General features: G+C 68.5%; 25 protein-coding genes. 8 read left to right on the forward strand and 17 right to left on the reverse strand.

The genetic code is table 11. The features are described from left to right. Nucleotides 1-4: 4 nt before the first annotated feature. Nucleotides 5-907: an aldose 1-epimerase family protein gene (locus tag GGC47_RS12995; protein ID WP_142022316.1), complete on the reverse strand. Its 903-nt coding sequence runs from the start codon at nucleotides 905-907 to the stop codon at nucleotides 5-7. Between the two features lie 192 nt (nucleotides 908-1,099). Here GGC47_RS12995 and GGC47_RS13000 point away from each other — a divergent pair, with 192 nt between their 5' ends. From GGC47_RS13000 to dapD, 5 genes are all read left to right on the forward strand, one after another. Beyond that, nucleotides 1,100-1,882, forward strand: a complete 783-nt coding sequence (locus tag GGC47_RS13000) for a VOC family protein (RefSeq protein ID WP_113253751.1) — start codon at nucleotides 1,100-1,102, stop codon at nucleotides 1,880-1,882. 140 nt (nucleotides 1,883-2,022) lie between these two features. Continuing rightward, a complete protein-coding gene (locus GGC47_RS13005) occupies nucleotides 2,023-2,292 on the forward strand; it encodes a hypothetical protein (RefSeq protein ID WP_038364612.1) in 270 nt (89 codons plus the stop codon). A gap of 16 nt (nucleotides 2,293-2,308) precedes the next feature. After that, nucleotides 2,309-2,599, forward strand: a complete 291-nt coding sequence (locus GGC47_RS13010) for a hypothetical protein (RefSeq protein ID WP_142022315.1) — start codon at nucleotides 2,309-2,311, stop codon at nucleotides 2,597-2,599. Between the two features lie 53 nt (nucleotides 2,600-2,652). Beyond that, nucleotides 2,653-3,414, forward strand: a complete 762-nt coding sequence (gene cobF, locus GGC47_RS13015; RefSeq protein WP_142022314.1) for a precorrin-6A synthase (deacetylating) — start codon at nucleotides 2,653-2,655, stop codon at nucleotides 3,412-3,414. 59 nt (nucleotides 3,415-3,473) lie between these two features. After that, nucleotides 3,474-4,316, forward strand: coding sequence for a 2,3,4,5-tetrahydropyridine-2,6-dicarboxylate N-succinyltransferase (gene dapD / locus GGC47_RS13020; protein WP_142022313.1), 843 nt, complete (start codon nucleotides 3,474-3,476; stop codon nucleotides 4,314-4,316). Nucleotides 4,317-4,416: 100 nt separating this feature from the next. On the opposite strand, the gene GGC47_RS13025 is transcribed toward dapD, so the two are convergent. The 4 genes from GGC47_RS13025 to GGC47_RS13040 all read right to left on the reverse strand — a co-directional run bounded on the left by GGC47_RS13025 (nucleotide 4,417) and on the right by GGC47_RS13040 (nucleotide 7,545). After that, nucleotides 4,417-4,974 (reverse strand): DUF1269 domain-containing protein, encoded by a 558-nt coding sequence (locus GGC47_RS13025; protein ID WP_370954909.1) that lies wholly within the window; start codon nucleotides 4,972-4,974, stop codon nucleotides 4,417-4,419. A gap of 85 nt (nucleotides 4,975-5,059) precedes the next feature. Beyond that, nucleotides 5,060-6,571 carry an MDR family MFS transporter gene (locus tag GGC47_RS13030; RefSeq protein ID WP_248312473.1) on the reverse strand — a complete coding sequence of 504 codons (1,512 nt, stop codon included), beginning with the start codon at nucleotides 6,569-6,571 and terminating at the stop codon, nucleotides 5,060-5,062. A 95-nt stretch (nucleotides 6,572-6,666) separates the two neighbouring features. After that, nucleotides 6,667-7,071: a VOC family protein gene (locus GGC47_RS13035; protein ID WP_142022311.1), complete on the reverse strand. Its 405-nt coding sequence runs from the start codon at nucleotides 7,069-7,071 to the stop codon at nucleotides 6,667-6,669. 33 nt (nucleotides 7,072-7,104) lie between these two features. Next, entirely contained in the window at nucleotides 7,105-7,545 is a 441-nt protein-coding gene (locus GGC47_RS13040; RefSeq protein ID WP_112765200.1) for a MarR family winged helix-turn-helix transcriptional regulator, read from the reverse strand. A gap of 125 nt (nucleotides 7,546-7,670) precedes the next feature. On the opposite strand from GGC47_RS13040, the gene GGC47_RS13045 reads away from it, so the two are divergent. Continuing rightward, nucleotides 7,671-8,192, forward strand: a complete 522-nt coding sequence (locus GGC47_RS13045) for a hydrolase (RefSeq protein WP_429068323.1) — start codon at nucleotides 7,671-7,673, stop codon at nucleotides 8,190-8,192. 18 nt (nucleotides 8,193-8,210) lie between these two features. Here GGC47_RS13045 and GGC47_RS13050 read toward each other — a convergent pair whose 3' ends face one another. From GGC47_RS13050 to GGC47_RS13070, 5 genes are all read right to left on the reverse strand, one after another. Further along, nucleotides 8,211-9,200 carry a branched-chain amino acid ABC transporter permease gene (locus GGC47_RS13050; protein ID WP_370954908.1) on the reverse strand — a complete coding sequence of 330 codons (990 nt, stop codon included), beginning with the start codon at nucleotides 9,198-9,200 and terminating at the stop codon, nucleotides 8,211-8,213. Between the two features lie 18 nt (nucleotides 9,201-9,218). Then, nucleotides 9,219-10,106: a branched-chain amino acid ABC transporter permease gene (locus tag GGC47_RS13055; RefSeq protein WP_112765203.1), complete on the reverse strand. Its 888-nt coding sequence runs from the start codon at nucleotides 10,104-10,106 to the stop codon at nucleotides 9,219-9,221. A 102-nt stretch (nucleotides 10,107-10,208) separates the two neighbouring features. Then, nucleotides 10,209-11,411, reverse strand: coding sequence for an ABC transporter substrate-binding protein (locus GGC47_RS13060; RefSeq protein WP_370955008.1), 1,203 nt, complete (start codon nucleotides 11,409-11,411; stop codon nucleotides 10,209-10,211). 67 nt (nucleotides 11,412-11,478) lie between these two features. Beyond that, nucleotides 11,479-12,225 carry an ABC transporter ATP-binding protein gene (locus GGC47_RS13065; RefSeq protein WP_051988205.1) on the reverse strand — a complete coding sequence of 249 codons (747 nt, stop codon included), beginning with the start codon at nucleotides 12,223-12,225 and terminating at the stop codon, nucleotides 11,479-11,481. Further along, the gene (locus GGC47_RS13070; RefSeq protein WP_038364593.1) at nucleotides 12,212-12,979 is read right to left on the reverse strand and encodes an ABC transporter ATP-binding protein; all 768 of its coding nucleotides are present in this window, start codon (nucleotides 12,977-12,979) and stop codon (nucleotides 12,212-12,214) included. Before GGC47_RS13070 ends, GGC47_RS13065 begins: the two co-directional genes overlap by 14 nt. Nucleotides 12,980-13,389: 410 nt before the next feature. Here GGC47_RS13070 and GGC47_RS13075 point away from each other — a divergent pair, with 410 nt between their 5' ends. Then, nucleotides 13,390-15,054, forward strand: a complete 1,665-nt coding sequence (locus GGC47_RS13075; protein WP_142022307.1) for a caspase family protein — start codon at nucleotides 13,390-13,392, stop codon at nucleotides 15,052-15,054. A gap of 137 nt (nucleotides 15,055-15,191) precedes the next feature. On the opposite strand, the gene bluB is transcribed toward GGC47_RS13075, so the two are convergent. The 5 genes from bluB to cbiE form a co-directional block, all read right to left on the reverse strand. Next, nucleotides 15,192-15,806 carry a 5,6-dimethylbenzimidazole synthase gene (bluB, locus tag GGC47_RS13080; RefSeq protein WP_370954906.1) on the reverse strand — a complete coding sequence of 205 codons (615 nt, stop codon included), beginning with the start codon at nucleotides 15,804-15,806 and terminating at the stop codon, nucleotides 15,192-15,194. Beyond that, on the reverse strand, nucleotides 15,803-17,128 hold the full coding sequence (locus GGC47_RS13085; RefSeq protein WP_370954905.1) for a cobyrinate a,c-diamide synthase: 1,326 nt from the start codon (nucleotides 17,126-17,128) through the stop codon (nucleotides 15,803-15,805). The genes bluB and GGC47_RS13085 overlap by 4 nt, the downstream gene beginning before the upstream one ends. Then, nucleotides 17,125-17,889, reverse strand: coding sequence for a precorrin-4 C(11)-methyltransferase (gene cobM, locus GGC47_RS13090; protein ID WP_142022304.1), 765 nt, complete (start codon nucleotides 17,887-17,889; stop codon nucleotides 17,125-17,127). Before cobM ends, GGC47_RS13085 begins: the two co-directional genes overlap by 4 nt. A 13-nt stretch (nucleotides 17,890-17,902) precedes the next feature. Next, nucleotides 17,903-18,292 (reverse strand): cobalamin biosynthesis protein, encoded by a 390-nt coding sequence (locus GGC47_RS13095; RefSeq protein WP_142022303.1) that lies wholly within the window; start codon nucleotides 18,290-18,292, stop codon nucleotides 17,903-17,905. 160 nt (nucleotides 18,293-18,452) lie between these two features. Then, on the reverse strand, nucleotides 18,453-19,700 hold the full coding sequence (cbiE, locus tag GGC47_RS13100; RefSeq protein WP_142022302.1) for a precorrin-6y C5,15-methyltransferase (decarboxylating) subunit CbiE: 1,248 nt from the start codon (nucleotides 19,698-19,700) through the stop codon (nucleotides 18,453-18,455). Here cbiE and GGC47_RS13105 point away from each other — a divergent pair. Further along, entirely contained in the window at nucleotides 19,699-20,463 is a 765-nt protein-coding gene (locus GGC47_RS13105; protein WP_051988203.1) for a cobalt-precorrin-6A reductase, read from the forward strand. The two genes, cbiE and GGC47_RS13105, sit on opposite strands and share 2 nt — an antisense overlap. Here GGC47_RS13105 and cobJ read toward each other — a convergent pair. Further along, entirely contained in the window at nucleotides 20,406-21,197 is a 792-nt protein-coding gene (gene cobJ, locus GGC47_RS13110) for a precorrin-3B C(17)-methyltransferase (RefSeq protein ID WP_142022301.1), read from the reverse strand. The two genes, GGC47_RS13105 and cobJ, sit on opposite strands and share 58 nt — an antisense overlap. Next, on the reverse strand, nucleotides 21,194-21,934 hold the full coding sequence (locus GGC47_RS13115) for a precorrin-2 C(20)-methyltransferase (RefSeq protein WP_370954903.1): 741 nt from the start codon (nucleotides 21,932-21,934) through the stop codon (nucleotides 21,194-21,196). The genes cobJ and GGC47_RS13115 overlap by 4 nt, the downstream gene beginning before the upstream one ends. Nucleotides 21,935-21,938: the final 4 nt, after the last annotated feature.

The raw sequence follows: 21,938 nt of genomic DNA on the forward strand, positions 1-21,938 counted from the left end.
CGCTCTATCTTGGCGCGCGCGTCGGAATGAAATGCGGCTCGGCCCGCCAGATGAAATCGCGGCTTTCGCCGGGTGCGAGCTTGAGCACGCCCGGCTTGTCCGCGAATTCGCCCTGCCAGCCGATCGGGCTCGCCATGCTGAACCACGGCTCGATGCAAAGGAAGGGCGCGCCCGTCGGCTTCGACCAGATGCCGAGGTCCTTGTAGCCTTCCCAGCTCACGCTCAGTGCCCGGACCTCGCGCCCGGCTTCGTCGAGAGCGGCGAAACGCGCGGCGTGATTGGCGACATCCGCAATGACGATGGCGTCATTGGCGAAAAGCCCCTCGGTCAGTTCGAGCTCCCGCCCGGCGAAGGGCAGCGGCAGCGCCGGGCCGAGCAAGCCACCCGCGACGCCGAGGCCGGGGCCGGGTTCGGCTTGCGGGAAGGTCAGCCTGTGCCGCTCCTTCGGAACGCCCTCGGCCAGGGGCCAGAGGAAAGCCGGGTGGGCGCCGACGCCGCAGATCAATGCGGTCTGCGCTGGATTCGTGACATGCGTCGTCACCGACAGCGCGCCATCGGCGATCTCGTAGATCATCCGCAGCACGAAGCGGAACGGATAGATTGCGAGCGTCGCCTCGCTCTCCCGCAATTCCAGCACGGCGCGGCTTTCGCTGCGCTCGACCCATGCGAACAGGCTGTCGCGGGCGAAGCCGTGCTGAGTCAGGTGGTAGGCGCGGCCCTGATGGATCAGCGTGTCCTCCGCCAATCGTCCGACGATGGGAAAGAGCACCGGCGCATGGCGCGGCCATTCCGGCCCGCCATGCCAGAGCAGCGGGCCATCCGCATCCGAAAACGCGACGACTTCACCGCCCTGTGCGCGGATTGTCGCCTTCAGCCCGCCGGAGGCGATCTCGTGGGTGTCGCTCATGGTTCTTCTCCGCCGGCGGCCTGTCCCTGTCGATAAGGCAATCGCCGGCCGCTGGGAATCCGTATGGCCGCACAGGCGCTGCGCGAGGCCCAGCCTTGCCGGCAGGCCGCTTGCCGAAGCCGGGCCTTTCGGGCGATCTGGCGGCGCGGGGCCGTCGAAGCCATCGCGAGCCATGCCTGAGCAGGACCGGCCATGCCCTTCACCATCGACCATATCGTCATCGCCGTCGCCGATCTCGACCAGGCGACGCGGGATTATGAAGCGCTGGGCTTCACGGTTCTTCCCGGCGGCGAGCATCCGCGCGGCTCGCGCAATGCGCTCGTGGTGCTGGCGGATGGCGCCTATCTTGAGATCATTGCCTTCCCGACCCCGGTTCCGGATTTCCGCTGGTGGGAGGTGTTCCGGGCGGCCGGCCCCGGCTTCGTCGACTACGCCTTGCTTCCGGATGATTTCGAAGCGGACATCGCGCGCCAGCGTGCCGCCGGCATCGAGCTGGAGGGCCCGATCGACGGCAGCCGGCTCCAGCCCGACGGCAGCCGCATCGCCTGGCGTTCGGCGCGCCCGCTGGAGCCGGATATCCCGTTTCTGGTCGAGGACACCACCCCGCGCCATCTGCGTGTGCCGGAAGGGGCGCCGCGCATCCATGCCAACGGTGTGACCGGCGTGGCGGCCGTAACTGTGGCCGTGCGCGATTTGGCTGCCGCGACGGCGCGCTACCGCGCCTTGCTCAGGCAGGAGCCTGTCGCGGTCGGCACCGTGCCGGGGCTCGGCTTCGGCCTCGCGCAGTTCCGCATCGGCGAGCAGATATTGTCCATCGTCGCGCCCCGCGACGCAGGCCAGGCGCCTTCGTCGCATCTGGCGGCGCGCGGCCAGGGCATCTGCGCGCTGTCCTTCTTCGGGGCCGAGGACATCGCGCTCGACCGGCGGGCGAGCCATGGCGCGCCGCTGGAGATCGTGCGGCGCCGGCGGTCATGATCTGGTCACGCGCATCGGCGACAAGGGTGCGTTTACATTCGAATCATTCTATTTATTCAATAAAAACAACGACTTGAACGAATCGCGCTGCTCGCCTATGTCTCCTTCCGCTGAAGGAATCGACGGAGGGAAGTGCCAGCATGACCGGCATCACCGAAGCAGATGTCGCGGCCGTCATCGGCCGAATCGACGAGATCATCATGCGGGAAGTGGTCCGCACCGGCGCGAGCCGGCCGGAACTGCGCCGCGCATTCGCCCTGGCCAAAGGGCCGGCCGATTTCTCCACCCATACCGCCTTGCCGGCGCGCATGCGGCGCCTTGTCGACCTGCTCGCTGTCGCCTTGCCCGAGCAGGGGCCGCCGCCGCCCCATCGTCCCGCGGCGATGCGGGGCATCGACCGTGCCGCCTGATCTGTCGGACGGCGAGATGCTCGAAGCGGCAGGGCGCGACATCCGCGAGGCGATGATGGCGGCGTTCTGCGCCGCGCTGCAGGGGACCCGGCTGCCGCCCCTGGCGCTGGTCGAACTGACGGCGGAGGCGCTGGGATCGATCTACAGGGAGGTGGCGGATGCTCATTGCGGCAATCGGCCGTGCCCTTGTGGCTGGCAGCCATGTCCTGCGGCGGATCTGGAGGCGCTTCAAGCGGCGCTGAAGCGCGGCGCGGCGCTGTCGCGGCATCCCGACCTCGCGCGGATGGCGGTGGCCGGCCGGGCCTGATCTCGCATTTCGGGTCGTGCTCATGGTAAGCCGCTTCGAGCCTTCGGAGCAGCATGCGCAACATCCTCGTCATCGGCATCGGAGCCGGCAACCCCGACCACGTCACGATCGAGGCGATCGAAGCGCTCAACCGCGCCGATGTGCTGTTCATTCCCGACAAGGGCGAGGAGAAGGCGGCGCTGCGCCACCTGCGCGAGGCCATTTGCGCGCGTTTCATCCGCAAGCCCGGCTATCGCAGCGTGCCGGTTACCATTCCAAGGCGGGCCGAAGCCGGCGACGACTACCAGGGCGTGGTCGACGATTGGCATGCGCGCATCGCGGCCCGCTACCGGGGCTTGTTCGAGAGCGAGCTGGTCGAGGGCGAGACCGGCGCACTACTCGTCTGGGGCGATCCGGCGCTCTACGACTCGACGCTGCGCATCATGGAGCGGGTCGCGGCTTCCGGCCTCGATCTCGACTGGCAGGTCTATCCCGGCATCAGCAGCGTCCAGGTGCTGGCCGCCCGCCACCGCATTCCGTTGAACACCATCGGCGCGCCGATCCTGATCACGACCGGCCGGCGGCTGGCCGCCGGCTTCCCCGTCGATCAGGACAGCGTCGTGGTGATGCTCGACGGGGAACAGGCCTTCGCCGAGATCGCTCCCGACGGGCTCGACATCTTCTGGGGGGCCTATCTCGGCACGGCCGACGAGATCCTGCTCGCCGGGCCGCTCGCGGAGACCCTCTCCGAAATCACCCGTGTCAGGGCCGAGGCCCGCGCCCGCCATGGCTGGATCATGGACACCTATCTGCTGCGCCGTCGCGTCGCGGCTTGACGGACGCTCCCTCATCCGCCATCGCTCCGGCCGTCCTTCAAGTGCCGGAGCCGTGTCCCATGTCCCTCGCCGATCTCGCCGCCACCATCGACGCCGCCTGGGAGAACCGGGCCGAGATCGGCATCTCGACCAAGGGCGCCGTGCGCGAGGCGGTCGAGCGGACGATCGAGATGCTCGATGCGGGCGAGGCCCGCGTCGCGGAAAAGCAAGGCGCGGATTGGATCGTCCATCAGTGGCTGAAGAAGGCGGTGCTGCTCTCCTTCCGCCTCACCGACAACGTGATCATCGCCAACGGCCCGGGCGAGGGCGTGTTCTGGGACAAGGTGCCGTCGAAGTTCGAGGGCTGGGGCGAGAACCGCTTCCGCGCCGCCGGCTTCCGGGTCGTGCCGCCGGCCGCCGCGCGCAAGGGCTCCTACATCGCGCCGAACGTCGTGCTGATGCCGTCCTTCGTGAACATCGGCGCCTATGTCGACAGCGGCACCATGGTCGACACCTGGGCGACGGTCGGTTCCTGCGCCCAGATCGGCAAGAATGTGCATCTCTCGGGCGGCGTCGGCATCGGCGGCGTGCTCGAGCCGCTGCAGGCCAACCCGACCATCATCGAGGACAACTGCTTCATCGGCGCCCGCTCCGAGGTCGTCGAGGGCGTGATCGTCGGCGAGGGCTCGGTGCTCTCGATGGGCGTCTTCATCTCGGCCTCGACCAAGATCGTCGACCGCGCCACCGGCCAGGTCCATATCGGCAAGGTGCCGCCCTATTCGGTGGTCGTGCCGGGCTCGCTGCCGGGCAAGCCCTTCCCTGACGGCACGCCGGGCCCGGCACTGTCCTGCGCCGTCATCGTCAAGACGGTCGACGCGCAGACGCGCTCCAAGACCGGCATCAACGAGCTGCTCAGGGACTGAGAACGCGTACCGTCATTCTCGGGCGAAGCGCAGCTTCGACCCGGGAATCTCCGGCAGGAGATGCTCGGGTCGAGCCCGAGCATGACGGGAGGGTGATCGCTCAGCCCACGGGCGAGGGAGCGCCGGTTCCCTGCGGCGCCGGCGCGGCGTCGGCTGCCGGCGGCATGGTCGCGTGGGCATCGGCCAGCGCGTCGCGCAGCTTCTGCTCCTGCGAGCGGTCGAGGGAGGTCTTGAGAACGGTGCCGCCGGTGCCGCGGATCGCCTCCAGCACCTTGTCGCCGGTCACCTTCTTGACCAGCACGAACAGCGCCGCATTGCCGGGCTGCAGGCTGCCGGCGAGGTCCTTCATGAACTTGTCGTCGATGCCGTAATCGGTCAGCGCGCCGCCGAGTGCGCCGGAAGCCGCGCCGAGCGCGGCGCCGAAGAGCGGCATCAGGAAGATCGCGCCGATCAGCAGCCCCCAGAACGAGCCGGAGACCGCGCCGAGCGCCGTGGTGTTGAGCAGCTGGTTGAGCTTCACCTTGCCGCCTTCATGCATCACCGCGATGGCGGCGTCGCCGATCTCGATCAGATATTCCTTCTGCAGGCCGATGAGCTTCTGGCGCATCTCCTCGGCGCGGGCCTCGGTCGGATAGACGATGACGACGAGATCGGACATGGCGGCGCTCCTGCTGCAAAGGCGGTGAGCCTGCCTCGGGCAGATGACAGGCAGATGGAAACGCGCCGCCGCCGGCCCGGTTCCTTCACTCCATCGCCGCGGCGGCCGTCGCAGCCTCGGCCGCCCCGCCGCGCAGCGGCAATTCCTCCATCCAGGTGATGAAAGCGAAGGCCAGCGCGAAGCCGAGGAAGGCCGCGCCGAAGACGTAGCGGAACAGCGTCACCATCATGTCGCGATCGACCGTGCCGAGCTTCAGCGCTTCGGGCGAGAGCTGGGCCGTCTCGCCGCCGACGCCGCCGAGTACGATGGCGCCCAGGGCGGCGACGATCAGCGCGCCGCCGATCTGCCGGAAGAAATTCGCCACGCCCGTCACCGTGCCGAGCTGATGCGGCCTGACGGCGTTCTGGATCGAGACCGTCGCGACGGGCAGCAGCGTGCCGAGCCCGAGGCTGACGATCGCCAGGATCATGCAGAACGGCACCAGCGGGATCCGGCCGGAAAACACGGCCATCACCGCGGTCCCCACGGCCGCGACGGCGAGCCCGACCATGGGCACGCGCTTGTAGTGGGTGAGCTTCGTCATCGCGCGCCCGGAGGCGGTGGCGCCGATCACCGTGCCGCAGGTCAGCGGCAACAGGCCGAGCCCGGAATAGGTCGCGCTCAGCCCCATCACCGTCTCGAAATAGAGCGGCAGATAGATGGTCAGGCCGATGAAGGTGCCCATGCCGAAGCCGGCGGCGACCGTGCCGGCGCGCACCACCCGGTTGGTCATGATGTCGAGCGGGATCAGGGGCTCGCTGGCCGTGCGCTGGCGCCAGGCGAACAGGCTCCACAACACCAGCGTGGCCGCGATGAGCCCCGCGATCGGCGCCGAGCGCCACGGATAGGCCGTGCCGCCGGAGGACAGGGCCAGCAGCAGCGAGAGCGTTCCCGCCGTCATTAGCATGGCGCCGAGAACGTCGAGCTTGTGCGGCCTTTCATGCCGCGGCAGGCGCTTCAGCGCCGCGCTCGACATCCAATAGGCGCCGAAGCCGAGCGGAACGTTGATCCAGAAGATCACGGACCAGTGCAGCTTCTCGGCCAGCACGCCACCCAGCACCGGGCCGATGAGCGAGGAGGACAGGAAGACGCTGGCGAAATAGACCTGATAGCGGCCCCGCTCCCGTGGCGGCACCATGTCGCCGACGATGGTCTGCGCCAGCGCGATCAGGCCGCCGCCGCCCAGCCCTTGCACGAAGCGGGCGACGATCAGCAGCCAGAGATTGGGCGCCAGCGCGCAGGCGACCGAGCCGATCACGAAGACGACGATGCCGGAGAGCAGCACGACGCGCCGCCCATGGATGTCGGCGAGCTTGCCGTAGAGCGGCGTAACCGCGGTCGAGGCCAGGAGATAGGCGGTGACGATCCAGGGCAGGTGGGTGACGTCGCCGAGCTCGCGCCCGATCGTCGGCAGCGCGGTCGCGACGATCGTCTGGTCGAGCGCGGCCAGGAACATCGCAACCATGACGCCGATCAGGATCGAGCGGATATCCGCATGCGTCAGCGGCGCGGCATGCGCCTGTGTCTCGACCCGCTTGTCCATGGAGCCTGCAGCCAAACTTGCATCTGGGGAATGGCCACAGGTTAATTCCACGACGCATCATGCGCTAGGAGCGGGGCGTGGGGTCGGCTCTGCGGTGGAGACGGGTCGGCTCAACCCTGGACCGCAGCCGGGTCCATCCACATCACTTCCCAGACATGGCCGTCGAGGTCGCGGAAGCCGTGACCATACATGAAGCCATGGTCCTGCGGCGCGTTGTAGGTCGAGCCGCCGGCGGCGACGGCGGCCTTCACGATCGCGTCAACATCCGCCCGGCTCTCCCGTGACAGGCAGGTCAGGACCTCGATGCTCTCATTGGTGTCGGCGATGGGCTTCGGCGAGAAGCTTTCGAATTTCGCGTGGGTCAGCAGCATCGCGAAGATGGTGTCGCTGATCACCATGCAGGCGGCGGTGTCGTCGGTGAATTGCGGGTTGAAGGAGAAGCCGAGCGCCTGGAAGAAAGCCATCGATCGCGGGAGATCCTTCACGGGCAGGTTGAGGAAGATCATCTGGGGCATGGCTTGTCCTTCAGAAGTGGGAAGCGAGGGTAATCAGACGATGCGGCCGAGTTCCCGCCGGAAGCGAGGCGGGTCGTTGAGCTGCGTATCGACGATCTCATGGGTCCGCTGCCAGATCGGCACTGCCGCGGCCAGAAGCTCAAGCCCCGCCGGGGTCAGCGAGAGCCGCCGGCTGCGGCGGTCGCGCGGGTCGGCCGCGATGCTGACGAGCCCGCGCCGTTCCAGCGGCTTCAGGGCTGCGGTGAGCGTGGTGCGATCCATGGCGAGCAGTTCCGCCACCGGCTTGAGCGAGGGCGGTTCGGGCCGGTTCAGCGACATCAGCAGCGAGAATTGCCCGTTGGTCAGCCCGAGCGGCCGCAGCGCCTCGTCGAAGCGGCGCGCCAATGCGCGGGCCGCACGCTGCACATGCAGGCACAGGCAACAGTCGCGGACAAGCAGGGTCGTCTCGAAGGGGACGCTTCGTGGTTCGGTCATGATCCTTTTCTGTTGATATCAACGATTCCTGTCAAGCCGGAAGCGACGCTCTGCCGGCTTGACGGTCGTTGCCGCGTGAGATGCCTATGGCGCACTTGTCGCAGGGAACCGGACCGATGCCGCTCATGAATGCAGGGAACGCCGTGCTGCTGGTCATCGATCTGCAGGCCCGGCTGGTGCCGGCGATCCATGACGGAGGACGGGTCCTGGCCAATGCGGTCCGGCTCGTCGAAGCGACACGCCTGCTCGACATTCCCGTGATCGTCACGGAACAGAGCCCGTCCAAGCTCGGCCCGACCGTTCCGGAACTCGCCGGAGCCGCCCCTGCCATCGCCAAGACGAGCTTCGACGCCTGCGCCGAGCCCGCCGTTCTCGAAGTCCTGGGCGGCGACAGGGACATCCTCATCTGCGGCTGCGAGGCGCATGTCTGCGTCGCCCAGACGGCCATCACCCTGCTCGAGCATCGTCGCCGCGTCGTGGTGGTGGAGGATGCCGTCGGCTCCCGCGCGCCGGACTCGCATGCTGTCGCGATCCGCCGCCTCGCGGCGCATGGGGCCGAGATCGTCACCACCGAGATGGTGCTGTTCGAATGGCTGCGGAGCGCCGAGCATCCGCAGTTCAGGGCGATCTCGCAGCTGATCCGCTGATCCCGCCGCTCTCGAGCGTCACAGCGGCTTCTTGATCCATTTCGCGACGAGGCCGACGATGCCCTCGCGGAAGAGCAGGACGCAGAGCACGAAGATGCCGCCCTGGACCACGAGAACCCAGGAGCCGAGGCTGGCGAGGTAGTTCTGCATGGCGACGATGACGACCGCGCCGGCGATCGGGCCGAAGACGGTACCGAGCCCCCCGACCAGCGTCATCAGCACGACCTCGCCGGACATCGTCCAGTAGACGTCGGTGAGCGACGCCAGCTGGAAGACGATCGCCTTGGTCGCGCCGGCAAGCCCCGCGAGCGTGGCCGAGAGCACGAAGACCATCAGCTTGTACTGGTTGGCGCGGTAGCCGAGCGAGATGGCGCGGGGCTCGTTGTCGCGGATCGCCTTGCAGACCTGGCCGAAGGGCGAGTGGATGATGCGGTAGATCATCAGCACCCCGCCAAGGAAGATCGCCGCCACCAGCCAGTAGAGCGCGCGGTCGTCCTCCAGGCTGATCAGCCCGAGGAATTTGCCGCGCGGCACGGCCTGGATGCCGTCCTCGCCGCCGGTGAAGCGCGGCGTCTGCAGCGAGAAGAAGAACACCATCTGGGCCAGCGCCAGCGTGATCATCGCGAAATAGATGCCCTGGCGGCGGATGGCGAGCGCGCCGAACACCGTGCCGAGCAGGGCTGCGACCACGGTGCCGAGCAGGATCGCGAGCTCCGGCGTGAGGCCCCAGTTCTTGGCGGTGTAGGCGCTGACATAGCTCGCCATGCCGAAATAGGCGGCGTGGCCGAAGGAAAGCAGGCCGCCATAGCCGAGCAGCAGGTTGAAGGCGAGCGCGAACAGCGCGAAGCAGAGCACCTTCATCACGAAGACGGGATAGGCGACGAAGGGCGCGACCACGAGCAGCGCCGCGATGGCGATGAACAGGTTGCGGTGCAGCTTCGCGGTGCTGTCGTCGGTCTCGGCGAGCGCGACGCCGCTGGCGGCTTCGGTGGTGGCGAGATCGGTCATGTCGTTGTCCTTCTCGCGTCAGGCCGGGCGGCCGAACAGGCCGGCGGGCTTCACCAGCAGCACCAGCACCATGATGACGAAGATCACGGTCGCGGCGCCCTCCGGATAGAACACCTTGGTCAGGCCCTCGATCAGGCCGAGCGAGAAGCCGGTGACGATCGCGCCCATGATCGAGCCCATGCCGCCGATCACCACCACCGCGAAGACGACGATGATCAGGTCGCCGCCCATATTCGGATTGACCGAGTAGATCGGCGCGGCGAGCACGCCGGCGAAGGCCGCGAGCGCGACGCCGAACCCGTAGGTCAGCGTCACCAGCAGCGGCACGTTGATGCCGAAGGCCTGGGTCAGGGTCGGGTTCTCGGTCGCGGCGCGCAAATAGGCGCCGAGCTTGGTCTTCTCGATCAGGAACCAGGTGCCGATGCAGACGGTGAGCGAGGCGACGATCACCCAGGCCCGGTAGTTCGGCAGGAACATGAAGCCAAGATTCTGCCCGCCCGAAAGCTGCGGCGGGATGCCATAGGGCAGGCCGGACGAGCCGTAATAATTGCGGAACAGGCCCTGGATGATCAGCGCCAGGCCGAAGGTGAGCAGGAGCCCATAGAGATGGTCGAGATGGGCGATGCGTTTGAGCAGCAGCCGCTCGATCAGGACCCCGATGGCGCCGACCACGATCGGCGCCAGCAGCAGCGCGGCCCAGTAGTTCAGTCCGAGATAGTTCAGCGCCATCCAGGCCACGAAGGCGCCCATCATGTACTGGGCGCCATGGGTGAAGTTGATGATGTTGAGCAGCCCGAAGATCACCGCGAGCCCGAGGCTCAGGATCGCATAGAACGAGCCGTTGATCAGGCCGAGCAGGACCTGGCCGAACAAGGCTTGTGGCGGGATTCCGAGAAGCTCGAACATGCGTGGCTCAGATCATCTTGTGGGTGGGCTCTCGAACCTCTTCGTGATCCCGGGTCGCCCTGCGGGCGCCCGGGATGACGGTGGAGGGACCGGAAGCGCTCGTTACTTGACCAGCGAGCAGCCGGTCTCGGCCAGAGGCTGGAAGGCCTGCTCGGCCGGCAGCACGGAGATCTGCTTGTAGTAGTCCCACGGGCCCTTCGACTCAGACGGCTTCTTGACCTCGTAGAGATACATGTCGTGCATCTTGCGGCCGTTCGGGCGGATCGAACCCTTGCCGAAGAGCGGGTCGTCCGTCGGCATTTCCTTCATCTTGGCCATGAGGGTCGCCGTGTCCTTGCTCTTGGTGGCCTCGACCGCCTTGAGATAGTGCAGCAGGCCGGCATAGACGCCCGCCTGCACCATGGTCGGCATCTTGCCGCCATTGAGCTTGGCGAAGCGCTGCGACCAGGCGCGGGTCTGGTCGTCGCGGTCCCAGTAGAAGGATTCGGTCAGGACCAGCCCCTGCGCCGCCTGCAGGCCGAGCGCATGGACGTCGCTGATGAAGACGAGGAGCCCTGCGAGCTTCTGGCCGCCGGCGACGATGCCGAACTCGCCGGCCTGCTTGATCGCGTTGGTGGTGTCGCTGCCGGCATTGGCGAGCCCGATCACCTTGGCCTTCGAGGCCTGCGCCTGGAGCAGGAAGGACGAGAAGTCAGTGCCCGGGAACGGCGTCTTGACCGAGCCCAGCACCTTGCCGCCGGCCTTGGTGATGGTCGCGGTCGCGTCGCGCTCCAGCGCATGGCCGAAGGCGTAGTCGGCGGTGAGGAAGAACCAGCTGTCGCCGCCGGCCTTCACCATGGCGCCGCCGGTGCCCTGCGCCAGCGCGTAGGTGTCATAGGTCCAGTGGATGGTGTTGGCGTTGCAGGCCTTGCCGGTCAGGTCCGAGGAGCCGGCGCCGGAGTTGATGTTGATCTTGTTCTTTTCCTTGGTGATCTGGCTGACGGCGAGCGCGACCGAGGAGGTCGGCACGTCGAGGATCAGGTCGACGCCGTCCTGATCGTACCATTGCCGCGCGATGGTCGAGCCGACATCCGGCTTGTTCTGGTGGTCGGCCGAGACGATCTCGACCTTGATGCCCTTCTCGGCCGCCTTGAAGTCCTCGACCGCCATGCGGGCGGCGACAACGGAGCCCTCGCCGGCGAGGTCGGCATAGAGGCCCGAGCGGTCGTTCAGCACGCCGGCCTTGACCGAGATCTGCTGGGCGAAGGCCGGGCTTGCCAATAGGACGGCGAGCGCGCTCGTCGCGAGGAAGGTCTTCAGCTTCATCATCGTTCTCCCTGAGGTGGATGCCGGCGTTTCCCGGCGCTTTTCTGATTGCGGGGCGCTGAGCGGGTCAGACCCCGAGATAGCGGTGGAGCTTGTCGATATTGGCGTCGAGCTCGGCATTGGGGATCATGTCGATGACCTTGCCCTGCTCGACGACATAGTGCCGGTCTGCGACCGTCTGGGCGAAGCGGAAATTCTGCTCGACCAGGATGATGGTGAAGCCTTCCTGCTTCAGCTCCGCGATGGTGCGGCCGATCTGCTCGATGATCACCGGCGCGAGCCCCTCGGTCGGCTCGTCGAGCAGGAGGAGATGGGCGCCGGTGCGCAGGATGCGCCCGATCGCCAGCATCTGCTGTTCGCCGCCCGAGAGCTTGGTGCCCTGGCTCTTCAGCCGCTCCTTGATGTTGGGGAACAGCGTGAAGATGCGCTCCAGCGACAGCCCGCCGGGGCGCACCTGCGGCGGCAGCATCAGGTTCTCCTCGACCGAGAGCGAGGCATAGATGCCGCGCTCCTCCGGCACGAAGCCGATGCCGAGCCGGGCGATGGCGCGCGAGGGCAGGTCGATCGTCTCCTTGCCCTCCAGCACGACCGAGCCCTTGCGCTTGCCGATGACGCCCATGATCGATTTCAGCGTCGTGGTCTTGCCGGCTCCATTGCGGCCGAGCAGCGTCACCACCTCGCCCGGCGCGACGTCGAGGTCGATGCCATGCAGCACATGGCTCTCGCCGTACCAGGCCTCGAGCCCGCGCACTTTCAGCAAGGGCGCGGTGCCGGCCGTGGCGGCCGGGGCCCGGGCGGCTTCAGTGATGGCCATGGCCGCCTCCCGAGCCGATATAGGCTTCGACCACGCGCGGATCCTTCGAGACGGTGGCGTAGTCGCCCTCCGCCAGCACCTGGCCGCGCGCCAGCACGGTGATGCGGTCGCAGAGCGAGGCGACGACCGAGAGATTGTGCTCGACCATCAGGATGGTGCGCTCGGCCGAGACCTTGCGGATCAACGCCTCGATCCGCTCGATGTCCTCGCGGCCCATGCCGGCCATCGGCTCGTCGAGCAGCAGCATCTCGGGTTCGAGCGCCAGCGTCGTCGCGATCTCCAGCGCGCGCTTGCGCCCATAGGAGAGTTCGCCCGCGGTCAGTTCGAGGAAGGGGGAGAGGCCGACCGCCTCGACCAGCCGCCGCGCCTCGGCGTCGAGGTTCTTCAGGCTGCGCTCCGAGCGCCAGAAATCGAAGGAGTCGCCGCGCTTGCGCTGCAGCGCGATGCGGACATTGGTCAGCACCGAGAGCTGCGGGAACACTGCCGAGATCTGGAAGGAGCGAACGAGGCCAAGCCGGGCGATCTCGGCCGGCTTCTCGCCGGTGATGTCGCGACCGTTATAGACGATCGTCCCGCGCGTCGGCGGGAGGAACTTGGTCAGCAGGTTGAAACAGGTCGTCTTGCCCGCTCCGTTCGGCCCGATCAGCGCATGAATCGAGCCGCGCTTGACCTTGAGGTCGACGCCGCTGACCGCCGTAAAGCCGGCGAATTCCTTGGTCAAACCTGAAGTCGACAAAATAATATCTTCAGGCATGCGGAATACTGGCCTTCATCAGCTTTGTCTTTCTTGGTTTATCGTTTCCCCTTGCATGTCATGCTGCACCGCGCTCCAGGCATAAGTCAACGTTCGCTCCCGCCCTGGACGCCGTCTGGCGCCTGATCTCATCCCTTTGTCTTATGCCGCCCTTGTCATGCGAATGAAGGATGCGCGGTGCGCGCCCGCACGCGCAGGCTGCGCGCGATTTCCCGGGTGGTTGGCCGGCATCGCTTTGAACCCATCGCGGATGGGCTGCGACCAAGGGAAAGCTGGTTTACCGGTCGGGGTGATTGCGGTAGAAATGTGACTGCCTTCGATCACCGCTATTTTGATATTTTAGGCGTGTCCCGTCGCGCGAGTGGCCACAGTTGGCCGCGATGCGCGCATGATTGAGCTGGGAGGTTGTCGTGAGCGTCGCGACTCGCATTTCGGTGTTCCGTGCCCGAATGGCCGTGGCCTTTGCGCTGGTGCTCTGTGCTGTGGCGCTTGCCCCGGCAGCCCATGCCGCCGTTCCCGAGCGCCGCGTCGCGCTCGTCATCGGCAACAGCGCCTATTCGGCGGTGCCGCCGCTGGCCAACCCGATGCGCGATGCCAAGGGTGTCTCGGCGGCGCTCAAGCGTCTCGGCTTCGAGGTGGTCGAGGGCTACGACCTCAAGATGGACGACATGACCAATCTGGTGCGTCAGTTCGCCCAGAGGCTCGACGGCGCCAAGGCCGGGCTGGTCTATTATGCCGGTCACGGCATCGCCGTGGGCGATGAGAACTACCTCATTCCGGTCGATGCCTCGCTGCGTTCGGAGGCCGATCTCGATTTCCGTGCCGTCAATATCCAGCTCATCCTGCGCCAGATGCAGCGTGACGAGCGGGTCAACATCGTCATCCTCGATGCCTGCCGCGACAATCCTTTCGCGTCCCAGCTTGCCGCCAGGTCGCGCGCCGTGACCCGTGGCCTGACGCCGATCGAGACGCAGTCCGCCTCCGGCATCCTGATCGCCTTCGCCACCGATCCGCGCGCGACCGCGCTCGACGGTGAGAAGGACGGGCACAGCCCCTTCACCGATGCGCTGCTGAAGCATATCGAGACGCCCGAAGTGTCGATCACCACGGTGATGGACCGCGTCCGCGCCGATGTCTGGGAATCGACGGGCAAGAAGCAGAAGCCCTGGACCAATTCCTCGATCATCGGTGAGTTCAAGCTGAACCCGACGCTGAAGCTGGCCGCGGCCTCCGCGACCGACGTGGCCGGCGGCAGCGCCGACGCGGCCAAGGCGATCAATGCGGCGGTGCCCGCGCCGACCATGCCGGCGGCACCGGTCTTCGACCGCGGCCAGATCGATATCAAGACTTGGGAAGTGGCGGAGCGCGGCAATTCCGCGGCCGACTATCGCGCCTATCTCGACGCCTTCCCCTCCGGCCAGTTCGCCACCTTCGCGCGCAACCGGCTCGCGAGCCTGGAGGCGGCGACGCCGCCGGCCAATGCCGCCACGGCCGCCGCTGCCGCTGCTCCCGCCGTGACCGATGAGGCGCTGAAGAAGGAGATCGGCACCGCCCAGACCGAGGCTGCGATGAAGCTCGACGCCAAGGGCCGGCGCGAGCTGCAGACCCGCCTGCGCGTCGCCGGCTTCCAGCCCGGCAAGCTCGCCGCGAATTTCGGGCCGGGCCAGCGCAAGGCGATCCAGGACTGGCAGAAGTCGCGCAGCGTGCCGGAGACCGGCTTCCTCACGGCCTTGCAGGCGACGGCGCTGCGCGCGCAGAGCGAGCCCGCCTACCAGCGCCTGCTCGCGGATGAAGCGAAGGCTGCCACCGAGAAGAAGAGCAGGACGGTCGAGCGCAAGGGTGGCACGGCGGCCACCCGCAAGATCACCTATGAGGGTGACGAGATGTATCAGCGCGACCTCGCTCGCGAGCGCGGCGTTGCCAGCTCCGGCACCCCGCGGGCCGGCACCACCAGCACTGGCTATCAGGGCCGCGTGCGGCAGCGCGGCGACGCGACGGGCGATTCAGCTGGTGCGGCCGCCTTCGGCTCGATCCTCGGCGGCGCCATCATGGGCGGCATTCTGCGCGGCCGCTGAGGCACGGGATTGAGCGGGACATGAAGAGCCGGCCCTTGGGCCGGCTCTTTGTTATGTAGGCCGGCCGGGGGCGACGCTTTGTCGACGGGTTCGGGACGCGCGCCGATCGCCTCGGGCTCCGCCCGTGCGGTCCTGGCTTATCGCCCGGTTTCCCAGCCCGCCTTGACCAGTTCCGGCACGGCGCATTCCTCTTCCGGCCAGCCGATGCAGAGATAGGCGATCAGCTTCCACTCCGGCGGCGCGCCCAGCGCGGCGGCGATTTCGGCGGGTTCGAGGATCGAGACCCAGCCGACGCCGAGGCCGTGGATGCGCGCCGCCAGCCAGAACTGCGTGATCGCCGCGACGACCGAATAATCCAGCATTTCCGGCATGGTCTGCCGGCCGAGGCCGTGGCCGCGTTGCGTGCCGTGGTCGCAGAACACGGCGAACTGCACGGGGGCCTCGCGCAGACCCTCGAGCTTGAGCCGGGCATAGAGAGCGGCCCGCTCGCCTTCATAGGCGGCCAGCGCCTCGGCGTTGCAGCGGCGGAAGCTCTCCTGCACCGCCTCGCGTTGGGCTGCCTCCGTGACTGCGAGCCAGCGCCAGGGCTGCGAATGCCCGACCGAGGGCGAAAGCTGCGTCTGCGCGAGCAGATCGTCGATCAGCCCGGCGGGGACCGGGTCCCGTCTGAACCGCCGCACATCGCGCCGCCAGCGCAGCAGCTCCGCAAATTGCTGCGCGAAGCCCGGGTCGAAGGCCGGGGGGCCGCTCACGCCGATTCCGCCGTCGCGATGGCGTGAAAGAACGAACCCGTCACCAGGCCGCGGCGGCTTCCCGCGACGGCGGGAGGCGAGCCATGCGGGTCGCGGACGGTGGCGAAGGGCGGGTCCTCGCCTTGCGCGACGATGCTTGCATAGTGGAATTCGTGCCCCGTCAGCGCCGTGCCGGCCGGGCCGAGCGGACCATCCGCCTCCAGCACCGCGCGGCGATAGCCGAGATTCATCTTCCGCTTCGCGAAGGAGGTCTCGACCGAGAGCAGCCCCGCCATGGCGTGCGTCACCCCGTCGGCGTCGGTGAGCTTGCGTCCCAGCACCATGTAGCCGCCGCATTCGCCATGGACCGGGCGGGTTTCGGCGAAGCGGCGCAAGCCTCCGAGGAAGCGGCCGGCGGCAGCGAGCCTGCCGGCATGGAGTTCGGGATAGCCGCCCGGCAGCCAGCAGGCATCGCAATCCTCCGGCGGCGGCTCGTCTCTCAGCGGCGAGAAGGGAAGGATCTCGGCGCCCGCCGCCCGCCAGCCGGCCTCGACATGCGGATAGACGAAGGAGAAGGCGGCATCGCGCGCGATTGCGATGCGTCGGCCGGGCGGAGGCAGCGGCGGGGTCGCCGTCTCCGCCGGTGGCAGTCGCGTCTCCCCGGCGGCCGCGATGACGGCCTCGAGATCGACAGCGGCGGACACGGCCTCGGCCAGGGCGTCGAGCCTGGCATGCAGATCGGCCGTCTCGCCGGCCTGCACCAGCCCGAGATGGCGCTCGGGCAGGATGAGGCTCGCCTCGCGCGGCAGCGCGCCGAGCACGGGCAGGCCGATCAGCTCCATACCCTGCCGCACCAGTCGCTCGTGGCGCGCGCTTGCGACCTTGTTGAGGATGACGCCGGCGACACGGATGCGCGGGTCATAGAGCTTGCAGCCTAACGCAACGGCCGCCGCCGATTGCGCCTGCCCGGAAACGTCGATGACGAGCACGACCGGCCAGCCCAGCAGCGCGGCGATGTCGGCGCTGGCGCCGGTATGGCCGGCCGCGCCCGGCACGGCGTCGAACAGCCCCATCGAGCCTTCGGCGATGACGATGTCGGCGCCATCCGCCGCCTCGCCCGCTATGTGCCCGAGCAGCCCGTCCGACATCGCGTAGCTGTCGAGATTGGCGCTCGCTGCGCCCGTCGCCGCGGCGTGGAAGGCGGGATCGATATAATCCGGCCCGCATTTCAGCCCGCGTACCGTGAGTCCGCGCCGCACGAGCGCGCGTTGCAGCCCGAGCGTGATCGTCGTCTTGCCGGAGCCGGAGCGCGGCGCGGCGATGAGAAGCCCGCGCGCGATCACGTGCCACCCCCCGGCCGGAAGCGGCGATCGTAGCCGGCTGAATAAAGCGCGCTCTCGGCGAAATCGTCGGCTGCCAGCGCCGGCCCGACCAGGATCAGCGCCGTGCGCTCCAGCGCGCCCGCCCTCACCTGCGCGGCGATGGTCGTAAGCGAGCCGCTGAGCACCGTCTCGTCCGGCCATGTCGCCCGGAACACCACGGCGACGGGGCAATCCGAGCCATAGAAGGGCGTCAGCTCCGCCACGACCTGCTCGATCACATGGATCGAGAGATGGATGGCGAGCGTCGCGCCGGAAGCTGCGAAGGTCGCGAGCGTCTCCTTTTCCGGCATGGAAGAGGCACGGCCGGAGGTGCGCGTCAGCACCAGCGATTGTGCCACGCCCGGCAGCGTCAATTCGCGTTTCAGCGCGGCGGCCGCGGCAGCGAAGGCCGGCACGCCCGGCGTCACCGTATAGGGAATCCCCAGCGCATCGAGCCGGCGCATCTGCTCGCCCACCGCGCTCCAGATCGAGAGGTCGCCGGAATGTAGGCGCGCGACGTCCTGCCCGGCCTGATGCGCAGCTTCCATCTCGGCAATGATGGCGTCGAGATCGAGCGGGGCGGTGTCGATGATGCGCGCACCGGGCGGGCACCAGCCCAGCATGGCTTGCGGGATCAGCGATCCCGCATAGAGGCAGACGGGCGCAGCCGCGATGAGATCGCGCCCGCGCAAGGTGATGAGGTCGGGCGCGCCGGGGCCGGCGCCGATGAAATGGATGGTCATGCGCAGAGCGGTTTCATGGTGCTGTCCTGGCGAGCGCGCAGGTGACGCGCCCGGTCGCGATGCGCGGCTGCACCAGCGTGCCGCCCGGCCCGGCGCCGGCGAGCGCGGCGGCCTCCGCCACCGAGCCGACGCCGTAGAGCGAGGCGATCCGGGTCGAGCGCGTGGCGCAGGCGGCTTCGTATCCCTTCAGCGCCTCGTCGGGGATGGCGACGAGCTCGGCCGAACGATCGGCGGCGGCCGCGACCATGCCGGCCTCGGCGGCGCGGCTCGCCAGTGTGGCGAAGCGCGGCGTCGCCATGCCGGAAAGCCCGGCGATCGCCAGAGCCTCGTCGAGGCAGGCGAGGATGTCGGCAGCCTCCGTGCCGGGCCTGATGCCGATGCCGGCGACGAGGCGGGCGGTCATGGTTGCGCACTCCGTTCGACCCGCGCCGTCATTCCGGGCGCAGCGAAGCGGAGACCTGGAATCCATCGTAGAACGCCGAGTCCTCCGCTGGATTCCGGATCGGCGCCGCTTTGCGGCTTGTCCGGACTGTCGATGGAGGAGAGGGAACGCGAAGCGGCCTTCAAGGCTTCTCGACCCGCCACTGCGTCACCGGCATCGCCGGGCGCCAGCCATGCTTGCCGCCGACCGGCGCCAGCCGGTCGATCGAGATGCGCCTGAGCGAGCCGCCATGTTCGGCATGGAGCGCGGCGAGCTTCGCCTCGCCCTCGAGGGTGACGACATTGGCGACGAGCCGGCCGCCCGGCTTCAGCGCCGCCCAGGCGGCGTCGAACAACCCCTCCTCCGTTAGGCCGCCGCCGATGAAGACGGCGTCCGGCGCCTCCTGTCCGACGAAGCCGGCCGGCGCCGCGCCCACCACCTCGACGGCGAGCCCGCCGAGCTCGAGCCGGTTGCGGGCGATCCGCTCGGCCCGCTCGGCGCGGGCCTCGAAGGCGATGGCTCGGTTGCGGGTGTGTCGCTGGCACCATTCGACGGCGACCGAGCCCGACCCGGCCCCGACATCCCAGAGCAGCTCGCCGGCGCGCGGCGCCAGCGCCGACAGCGTGATGGCGCGGATCTCCGATTTGGTGATCTGCCCGTCATGGGCGAACCATTCCTCGTCGAGCCCCGGCGTCAGCGGGAGGATGCGCGAGTCACGGGTGGCCGCGACCTCGACCGCGATCAGGTTGAGCGGCACGATATCGTCGAGCGCGAAGGCATCGGCTCGGCTCTCGCGGATGCGCTCCTGCGGGCCGCCGAGCGATTCCATCACGGTGATGCGGCTTGCGCCCATGCCACGCGCGGTCATCAGGTCGGCGACGGCTCGCGGCGTCGTCTCGTCCCAGGACAAAGCAAGGATGCGCGCCTCGGGCTGGAGATGCGGCACGATCCGGTAGAGCGTGCGGCCATGCAGTGAGACCAGCGCGCATTCCTCCTGCGGCCAGCGCATCCGCGTGCAGGCCATCGAGAAGGAGGAGAGCTGCGGGATGATCCGCATCTCCTCGGGCGGGATCGCCCGGCTCAGGCTGTTGCCGATGCCGTAATGGAACGGGTCGCTCGTCGCGAGCACGCAGACCTTGCGGCCGCGCTCGGCCAGGATCTGCGGCAGCGCGTTGCGGAAGGGCTGCGGCCAGGAGCGAAGCTCGCCGGGGACGGAGCCGACCAGCGCGATATGCCGCTCGCCGCCGAAGACGATCTCGGCTTCGTTCAGCGCCGCGAGCGCTTCTCGGCAGAGTCCGGCGGCGCCATCTTCCCCGAGGCCGACCAGCGAGAGCCAGGGCGAAGCCGGGCGGCTCGACAGAATAACCGATTCACGTAAGACTGCCGGCATGACCGTCCTCATCCTTGGCGGAACGAGCGAAGCTGCTGCGCTTGACCAGCTTCTGGCTGATCAGGCTCCCGAAATTCGTGCCATTATCTCGCTGGCGGGGCATACCGTCGATCCCCGGCCGACGAATCTGCCGGTGCGGATCGGCGGCTTCGGCGGCATCGAGGGTCTCAGGCGCTACCTCGTCGAGGAGGGCATCGTCGCCGTCGTCGATGCGACCCATCCCTTCGCTGCGATCATGCCCTTCCATGCCGAGCATGCCTGCAAGGCGGAAGGCGTGCCGCTGCTGGCGATCCGGCGCGATTCCTGGAAACCGCGCGACGGCGACCGCTGGAAGTCCGTGCCGGACATCGAGGCGGCGGTTCAGGCGCTGGGACGTGAACCCCGGCGGGTCTTCCTGACCGTCGGCCGGCTCGAATTGCCGGCCTTCGCCGATGCGCCGCAGCATCGCTATCTGGTGCGCGCCATCGAGCCGATCGGCGATCGCTTGCCGGTGCCGCATGTCGACGTCATCCAGCAGCGCGGTCCCTTCGATGCCGACGACGAGGAGGATCTGATGCGCCGCGAAGGCGTCGAGGTCCTGGTCAGCAAGAATTCGGGCGGGCCGGCGACCGTCGGCAAGCTCACGGCCGCGCGCCGGCTCTCCCTGCCGGTGGTGATGGTTGAGCGCCCGCCCAAGCCCGATGTCGAGACCGTCGATCATATCGATCAGGTCCTGCCCTGGCTGGTGACGCAGGGGCTCTTCGTCACCGAGCGCGGCGTGTAGACGTAAGGGGCTCCGCCCTCGCGCGCGATCAACCGCGTGCTGGACGCGCCGATCATCACCAGGGTCGCCATATCGGCCGTGCCCGCGGCCGCGATGGCCTCGGCCAGCGTCAAGATGCGCAGGCTCTCGTCCGGCCGTCCGACGGCGCGGGCGAAGAGCACGGGCGCCTCCGGCGCGCGATGCTCCGCCGCCAGCTCCAGCGCCCTGCCGAGCTGCCAGGGCCGCGCCTTCGAGATCGGATTGTAGAGGCAGATCACGAAATCGGCCGCGAGTGCGGCTCCGAGCCGTGCCGTCACGACGTCCCAGGGCTTGAGATTGTCCGAGAGCGAGATCGCGCAGAAATCGCCGCCCAGCGGGGCCCCGGCCTTCGCAGCCGCTGCCAGCATCGCGGTGATGCCGGGTTCCACCGTGATCGGAAGTGCACGCCATTCGACGGGGCCGGCCTCAAGCGCCTCGAACACTGCCGCCGCCATGGCGAAGACGCCGGGATCGCCGCCTGAGACGACCGCGACCTTGCGGTCCTCCGCCGCCAGCCGCAGCGCATGGGAGGCCCGTTCGACCTCGACGCGGTTGTCGGAGGCGTGCTTGGTCAGTCCCTCCCGCTCCGGCACCCGGTCGACATAGGGGCCGTAGCCGACGATGTCGGTCGCGGCATCGAGCGCCGCCTGCGCGGCCGGTGTGATCCACTCCGCCGTGCCCGGGCCGAGGCCGACGATGGTGAGGGAGCCGGTCACAGGCGTCGCCCTTCGCCGGGCACCAGCACCATTGCGAAATAGGGAGCCTCGTCATCGACCTTGTCGGTAAGCCGCGCCACCACCTGCCGCGCCATGGTCGCGCGCTCGACATAGATCGCGCGCCCTTCCAGCCCGGCGGCCACAAGCGCCCGGCGCACCTTCGGCAGGTTGCGGCCGAGCTTCATGATCACGGCGGCGTCGGTATCGGCGAGGCGGCGCGCCAGCTCCGCCTCCGGCAGCGTGCCGGGCAGCACGGTCATGACGTCGTCGCCCCAGGTGATCGGCGCACCGGCCTCGCCCCAGGCGCCGGTCATGCCGGTGACGCCGGGCACGATCTCGGTCGGGAAGCGCGGGGAGAGCCGCCGCCACAGATGCATGAAGGAGCCGTAGAAGAACGGGTCGCCGTCGCAGAGCACGGCGAGCGTCCGCCCGGCCCGCATCTCCGCCGCGAGGCGCTCGGCCGCCTCCTCGTAGAAGGCGGCGATCGGTCCGTCATAATCGGGCTCGCCGACATTGGCCTCGATCGTCACCGGAAAGGCGAGTTCGATCTCGCGGGCCGGATCGGGCGCGATGATCGCGTCGGCCGTGCCGCGGGCATTGCCGCGCCGGCCGCGCTTGCAGAAATGCACGAGCCGGTCGGCCGAGAGAATGATCTCGCGGGCCCTGACCGTCATCAGATCCGGTGCGCCCGGCCCGAGGCCGACGCCGTAGAGCAGGCTCTTCACTGTCCCGCTCACCTGG

The organism is Allobosea sp. OAE752 (genome assembly GCF_050433265.1).
In the GTDB taxonomy this organism is placed as follows: domain Bacteria; phylum Pseudomonadota; class Alphaproteobacteria; order Rhizobiales; family Beijerinckiaceae; genus Allobosea; species Allobosea spartocytisi.

Bases quoted from the DNA above. Each gene is read 5' to 3' on its own strand.
- GGC47_RS12995 (WP_142022316.1), bottom strand. From the start codon at position 907: ATGAGCGACACCCACGAGATCGCCTCCGGCGGGCTGAAGGCGACAATC.
- cbiE (WP_142022302.1), bottom strand. From the start codon at position 19,700: ATGCCGGCAGTCTTACGTGAATCGGTTATTCTGTCGAGCCGCCCGGCT.
- GGC47_RS13060 (WP_370955008.1), bottom strand. From the start codon at position 11,411: ATGAAGCTGAAGACCTTCCTCGCGACGAGCGCGCTCGCCGTCCTATTG.
- GGC47_RS13065 (WP_051988205.1), bottom strand. From the start codon at position 12,225: ATGGCCATCACTGAAGCCGCCCGGGCCCCGGCCGCCACGGCCGGCACC.
- GGC47_RS13105 (WP_051988203.1), top strand. From the start codon at position 19,699: ATGACCGTCCTCATCCTTGGCGGAACGAGCGAAGCTGCTGCGCTTGAC.
- GGC47_RS13000 (WP_113253751.1), top strand. From the start codon at position 1,100: ATGCCCTTCACCATCGACCATATCGTCATCGCCGTCGCCGATCTCGAC.
- GGC47_RS13040 (WP_112765200.1), bottom strand. From the start codon at position 7,545: ATGACCGAACCACGAAGCGTCCCCTTCGAGACGACCCTGCTTGTCCGC.
- GGC47_RS13070 (WP_038364593.1), bottom strand. From the start codon at position 12,979: ATGCCTGAAGATATTATTTTGTCGACTTCAGGTTTGACCAAGGAATTC.
- GGC47_RS13050 (WP_370954908.1), bottom strand. From the start codon at position 9,200: ATGACCGATCTCGCCACCACCGAAGCCGCCAGCGGCGTCGCGCTCGCC.
- GGC47_RS13025 (WP_370954909.1), bottom strand. From the start codon at position 4,974: ATGTCCGATCTCGTCGTCATCGTCTATCCGACCGAGGCCCGCGCCGAG.
- GGC47_RS13005 (WP_038364612.1), top strand. From the start codon at position 2,023: ATGACCGGCATCACCGAAGCAGATGTCGCGGCCGTCATCGGCCGAATC.
- GGC47_RS13010 (WP_142022315.1), top strand. From the start codon at position 2,309: ATGCTCGAAGCGGCAGGGCGCGACATCCGCGAGGCGATGATGGCGGCG.
- cobM (WP_142022304.1), bottom strand. From the start codon at position 17,889: ATGACCATCCATTTCATCGGCGCCGGCCCCGGCGCGCCCGACCTCATC.
- GGC47_RS13045 (WP_429068323.1), top strand. From the start codon at position 7,671: ATGAATGCAGGGAACGCCGTGCTGCTGGTCATCGATCTGCAGGCCCGG.
- dapD (WP_142022313.1), top strand. From the start codon at position 3,474: ATGTCCCTCGCCGATCTCGCCGCCACCATCGACGCCGCCTGGGAGAAC.
- GGC47_RS13035 (WP_142022311.1), bottom strand. From the start codon at position 7,071: ATGCCCCAGATGATCTTCCTCAACCTGCCCGTGAAGGATCTCCCGCGA.
- cobF (WP_142022314.1), top strand. From the start codon at position 2,653: ATGCGCAACATCCTCGTCATCGGCATCGGAGCCGGCAACCCCGACCAC.
- GGC47_RS13095 (WP_142022303.1), bottom strand. From the start codon at position 18,292: ATGACCGCCCGCCTCGTCGCCGGCATCGGCATCAGGCCCGGCACGGAG.
- GGC47_RS13055 (WP_112765203.1), bottom strand. From the start codon at position 10,106: ATGTTCGAGCTTCTCGGAATCCCGCCACAAGCCTTGTTCGGCCAGGTC.